The following is a 4922-nucleotide window of genomic DNA, read 5'->3' as shown; positions in this document are numbered from 1 at the left end:
AAACCCCAACAACTCGTCAAATACGGCACCAAACTGCAAAATAACGCCCCGTAGCCACCCGGAGACATATCGTTCCTTCGATTTAATAACGTTATTCTGGTGGATTGCACCTGCTACACGGTGTATACCCTTGCGCCTTTGCATCAGAGAGACTAATGGGAATATCGCTTCGGCTTAAGTATTGGCAGCCTGCACTATGATACTTCTCACCAGTTCTTGTGATATGAACAATGACATCTGACCCAGACGATTGCTGATTATCTTGAGGTGCAACTGCAGTTGGAGGTGCATAGCCTGGTGGTTGGCATACTTTACATGCCCTATATCCTTTGGCTTGGGCGTCTTCAGCTGAGCTAAACCATATGAGATTTTCTGGATTGATTCGATCTACGTAGCTGCAACTTGGATAGTGGTAGACATTTGATTTGACGCTTCCAGCGAATTCGCCTGCAGGTGCTGCTGTAGTGTTTGGTGTTTGTGGTGCGGTAGTTGCGGTAGACAGTGCGTTAGTTGTTGGGGACATATTGGTTTGCTTAAAAGGCTTCTCTGTCGAAATGGAACCTTGAGATAAGTCTGGTTGCTGTCGGTCCAATGAGCATGAAGCCAAGGCTATCAGTGCAACAAATACGATAGCAGCAGTTGCAATAATCGTTGCTGCTTTAGGCCAAGTGATTTTCTTCCATACTTGCCATGCGCCCATAATAGGCCACAAAAGGATTGCAATAATAATTCCCCACCAGGTCTTATACCATACTCTCTGTTGAAGATCGCCTTTGGGCACAAGTTGCTTATCGTTATCCACAGCATACCCCTCCTTATTAGCCTAGCGATAGAAGTAACTATAATATACCCATTACTTAGACTAAACGAGAAGTATTTTGTAAATATTTAATAGTCGTAAGTATCTCGTCCTCGTTCTTAAGACCAGTTTGAAGCGTGACCAAAAACTAGTAAGCGGATTTATAGAGTTCTTTGTTCTTGCATCGCCTGGAAATTGCCTTGATAAATAAGCTCTGTTTGTATGTTGGCTAAATGCTTTATCTTCCCTCAACTTCCATTCTTGACAGAAGCAAAAAGAGGCAAGATATTAGATTTCCTTGCCTCTTTTTGCATGCTATTGCCGTAGCCACGTAAGGGAGAGCAAAATGCTCTCCCTTACAATGTCGGCAATTGACAATTAGGCTGTTAATGCATAGAACGAGCAATTGGCATCAGAACATTAAGGCCAATGTTGTCGCCATATATCTCATACTCTGTGCCATTTTCAAACCAAGCAACGACGCCTGGTATTGGCACCTCGCCGTGACTCATTAATGTTTGTGTGCCAGGTTCCCTTGCTATACCCTTAGCATCATTAACATCAACGAGCCTTAGGTTCGGTTCAATCCTAACCGTAGCATCATAGTTGGGGGCAGGCTGTTTATTTGGAATAATCCATATCTGGATGCCGTTTTCGTAAAGGATGCCGATTCCTTTTTGCTCGGGCGTTGGCGCATCCAAAACATAGACCTCTTTAGGGTTACCTGCAACAGCAGGATTTGGCAGTTTTGGCACTACAGAGATTTGAGATACTGCATCATTTAGCGTTTGTACTTGCTGGCCAAACAGACTCATCGGCGGTTTTATGAATTTAGCATCGTTGTTTTGTTTAGTTACAACCGTGCCATTTTTCTTCTGAACCTGATTGGCTGGTGATTTACCCACAGCAGTTGATAATATGCCACCCGTCTGTATGGTAAAAACAAGCATTCCAACTGCTAGCAATGAAGTTATCGCAATTAATGGCGAGTAGCGCTTGCGTAGATTCATTCTTTCCATGAAAACCATCCTCCTCTAGCTCTATGCGAGCTTTCATTTATTTTTGGCAAACCCGAATTTTATCCGTTATCTACCAGCGCTTTGTGATTTGCAGTATCTGGATAGATTCTGTAACCTGGGTCATTATCGCTTTCAGCTGTGACGTTATTCCAATATTTCCAGGTCACATTGCCCTCTCTAAACTGCAACTCTTTAAAGTCGCCATAATTGCTGTCGCCAGTATATTTGCGTTCACTGCCTACTCTTGGCCAACCATAAGTCCAACCGGCGTTAGCCCATTCGTACATAAAAGCTCCGTTAATATACGCTCTCCACTCGTCGGTGCCAGCCACGCTTTCAACTTTAAGGCCAGCATTTTGGCCTGCAGCCATGGCACCGAGCGCTACTTCATGGTAGGCGCCATAATTCATCCACACAGTAAAGCCTTGTGGATTGCTCTGTCCGTAGCGACGATACCAACCACACTCAACGCCTGTATTTCCAAGGTAGTTTACATAAACAGAGTTTACATGCTCACCATCCGGCGATTGAAGTGTCGGGTTGCTCATTACGTAGTTGTAACTATAGCAACCATAACCATAGGTGTTGCCGCCACCAGTGTTGGTTGATTTACCAGTAACACCGTACGCTAGCGCGAAAGCGTTTGTTGGTAATACGATCATTATTAGTAGACTCAATGCAAGAATACGCCAGTACAGGTTTCTCATAACATAAACCTCCTGTTAATTGAACTTTTCTATATAAAAGGTAGCGCTACCTATCAACTACGACAGCTCATTAGGTACTATTAAAAGACATCATAGAAACTGAACCTTAATGCGGTGTTAAATACTTTGTACTGATACGCCTAGTTAGTAAATAAAGCGAATAATAATTCAACTTGTTGCCTAGAATCCTCCGGATCTTTTTATATTGCAGCTTTGGGACTCACATTACAGATAAGTATACTTTCATTGCTATTGTCCAGATTTTTTAACGCATCGAGCGTGCAATCGGAAGTAACCGGTTAAGGCCAATCTTGCCAGTATCATCTCCCTGGATGGTATATTCAATCCCTTGTTCATACCAAATAATTATAGCTGGCTTTAGCACCCGATCCTTGCCCTGCGATACCTTCCTGGGTTCAGCACAGAAACTCTTTATTCCATTTATATCAACTGGCTTAAGATCTGGGGTCTGTTTTATCACAGCATCAAAATCATACCATTTGCCTTTTGGACGAATGATAACGCTAATGCCGCTTTTGTAAACAACTCTGATTCCCTTCTCTTGAAGTGTTGGTGCATCAAGAATATATATCTCGTTGGGTTCATCAATAGCATTAGCATCCGGTAGTTTTGGCTTTACTGCAATTTGTGATACTGCTTCACTAAAAGACTGTGCTCTTTTGCCAGGAGAATCCGTCGGCGGCTGAACGAACCTAGAGTCATTAAGGTCCTGTTTATGAATAACCTTTGTATTTGATTTTTTGCTTTCTTCTTTGTTTATTACTGGTTTCGCTGGTTTGGGCGTTAGAATGCCAGATTGTAAAGCGGCGACTGATAAGACAATCACCGCTAAAGACGACGCAATCTTTAGTGCCGCATGGACTCTGTGTGATTTCTTCTGCTTAAGGGTCTTCCGTTCCCTTTGTACTTTTATTGATTGTAATTTCGTTGTGTCATCTAACATGTCTTGGCTTCCCTCAAAAGGCCTGCTAAGAAACTCACCCTTCTGGCTATCACTATAAGCTTTTGAAAAATGCTGAGTAATAGCACCAAGCTTACCTGCCAGTTCGTTTGAAACGTCGAAGCCTCCAGGCATTTGCAGAGCTTGCTTTATGACGGTCATGCTATTCAAGGTCTTTTGACAATTAGGGCATGCTTGAACATGCTCAAGAATAGCTTTTCTCTCCCCATTTTCAAGTTCATCATCAATATATGCACTTAATAAGTCTTCAACTTGGCGACATCGCATTGTATTCCGTCCTCTATAAAGAAAGTAAGCTTCTTAATCAGATTCTTACGAGCGTTCGATATCCGTGATCGGACTGTCCCGATTGGTATGCCAACAATTTGCGCTATTTCTGCATAGGAGAGTCCTTCGATTGATTTTAAGGCGAGGCAAAGTCTTTGCTCTTCTCCTAAACTTTTAAACGCATGTTTTAGGGCTTCGTGAAATTCTTTATCAATAAATGCATTTTCAGGATTCTCCCTTGCTTGAATATCCATTTCAGCTAGAACTTCCTCATGTACGCTAAGAGCCCTTTTAGGTTTACGAAGCCAATCAATACTGCGTTTCTTAACGATATTAAAAAGCCAAGTTTTAAAACAAGCCTTACTTGAATCAAACCCATTAAGTGTCCCGAAAGCACTTACAAACACATCTTGCACGATATCTTCTGCTTCCTGTGGATCGGTAATGGTTTGCATGATGACATAATAAACTAAAGCTCGATACCTTATTACGAGCTCTTCAAACGCCTCTTGTTTGCCTGATATTGCTTGCACCACTAAGACTTCGTCTGAATACATTGTCACCTCTGCCTAAATATTCGAAGAACAGCAGAAAAAGTTCACTTTTTCTTCGAAATATTTAAAAGATTTTTCTTTGAAGCTGAACCCTGTGACGTCAATAACAATCATACGATAATCTTCTGTTAAAATACTAGTATTAATGATTGGTTACTAATTAACCAACCTCTAACATTACAAGTAATCCAATTCTTAGCGAATAAAGAAGTGTGCCAGTTGTTCGGAATTTTTTGGCTTATTGCTTTTCTAGTTCAGCTTCTCATTTGGTGCTAAATCGGAAATTTCATAATGTATTACTTAGAAGGCTTGTCTTCCCCCATGATTGAAGCTGATAGCGCTACCTATTTACTACTCTGTTCGCTGGACAGAATTTTACTTTATAATTACAATATATAAGGTCACAGGATTTACTTGCTTTCATCAAAGAAATAAAGGCGAATCCCGTGTGTCTGGTGGATAGCTTAAGGGGCTTAATTCGCATAATGCCAGCTTACATGCCGGAGTGGCGGAATAGGCAGACGCGCTGGTCTCAAAAACCAGTGAGGGTAACCTCATGCCGGTTCGATCCCGGCCTTCGGCACAAAAAAGACC

The 4922-nt window shown here is 41.9% G+C and carries 5 protein-coding genes and 1 tRNA gene; 1 reads left to right on the top strand and 5 read right to left on the bottom strand.

What is annotated here, in order from left to right:
- Positions 1-91: 91 nt before the first annotated feature.
- The 5 genes from COY37_RS04310 to COY37_RS04290 form a co-directional block, all read right to left on the bottom strand.
- A complete protein-coding gene (locus COY37_RS04310; RefSeq protein ID WP_286678747.1) occupies positions 92-802 on the bottom strand; it encodes an Ada metal-binding domain-containing protein in 711 nt (236 codons plus the stop codon).
- A 383-nt stretch (positions 803-1185) separates the two neighbouring features.
- A complete protein-coding gene (locus tag COY37_RS04305; RefSeq protein WP_286678748.1) occupies positions 1186-1818 on the bottom strand; it encodes a hypothetical protein in 633 nt (210 codons plus the stop codon).
- A gap of 59 nt (positions 1819-1877) precedes the next feature.
- Positions 1878-2525, bottom strand: a complete 648-nt coding sequence (locus COY37_RS04300; RefSeq protein ID WP_286976319.1) for a hypothetical protein — start codon at positions 2523-2525, stop codon at positions 1878-1880.
- Between the two features lie 265 nt (positions 2526-2790).
- On the bottom strand, positions 2791-3774 hold the full coding sequence (locus COY37_RS04295) for an anti-sigma factor family protein (protein WP_286678750.1): 984 nt from the start codon (positions 3772-3774) through the stop codon (positions 2791-2793).
- Entirely contained in the window at positions 3744-4331 is a 588-nt protein-coding gene (locus COY37_RS04290; protein WP_286678751.1) for an RNA polymerase sigma factor, read from the bottom strand. The genes COY37_RS04295 and COY37_RS04290 overlap by 31 nt, the downstream gene beginning before the upstream one ends.
- 496 nt (positions 4332-4827) lie before the next feature.
- On the opposite strand from COY37_RS04290, the gene COY37_RS04285 reads away from it, so the two are divergent.
- Positions 4828-4911: transfer RNA gene (locus tag COY37_RS04285), tRNA-Leu, on the top strand.
- Positions 4912-4922: the final 11 nt, after the last annotated feature.

This window comes from Candidatus Aquicultor secundus, from assembly GCF_002791875.1.
In the GTDB taxonomy this organism is placed as follows: domain Bacteria; phylum Actinomycetota; class Aquicultoria; order Aquicultorales; family Aquicultoraceae; genus Aquicultor_A; species Aquicultor_A secundus.
Note: the sequence above shows the minus strand (reverse complement) of the source record. Positions and strands in the feature narration are given on the sequence as shown.

Bases quoted from the DNA above. Each gene is read 5' to 3' on its own strand.
- COY37_RS04290 (WP_286678751.1), bottom strand. From the start codon at position 4,331: ATGTATTCAGACGAAGTCTTAGTGGTGCAAGCAATATCAGGCAAACAA.
- COY37_RS04295 (WP_286678750.1), bottom strand. From the start codon at position 3,774: ATGCGATGTCGCCAAGTTGAAGACTTATTAAGTGCATATATTGATGAT.
- COY37_RS04305 (WP_286678748.1), bottom strand. From the start codon at position 1,818: ATGGAAAGAATGAATCTACGCAAGCGCTACTCGCCATTAATTGCGATA.
- COY37_RS04300 (WP_286976319.1), bottom strand. From the start codon at position 2,525: ATGAGAAACCTGTACTGGCGTATTCTTGCATTGAGTCTACTAATAATG.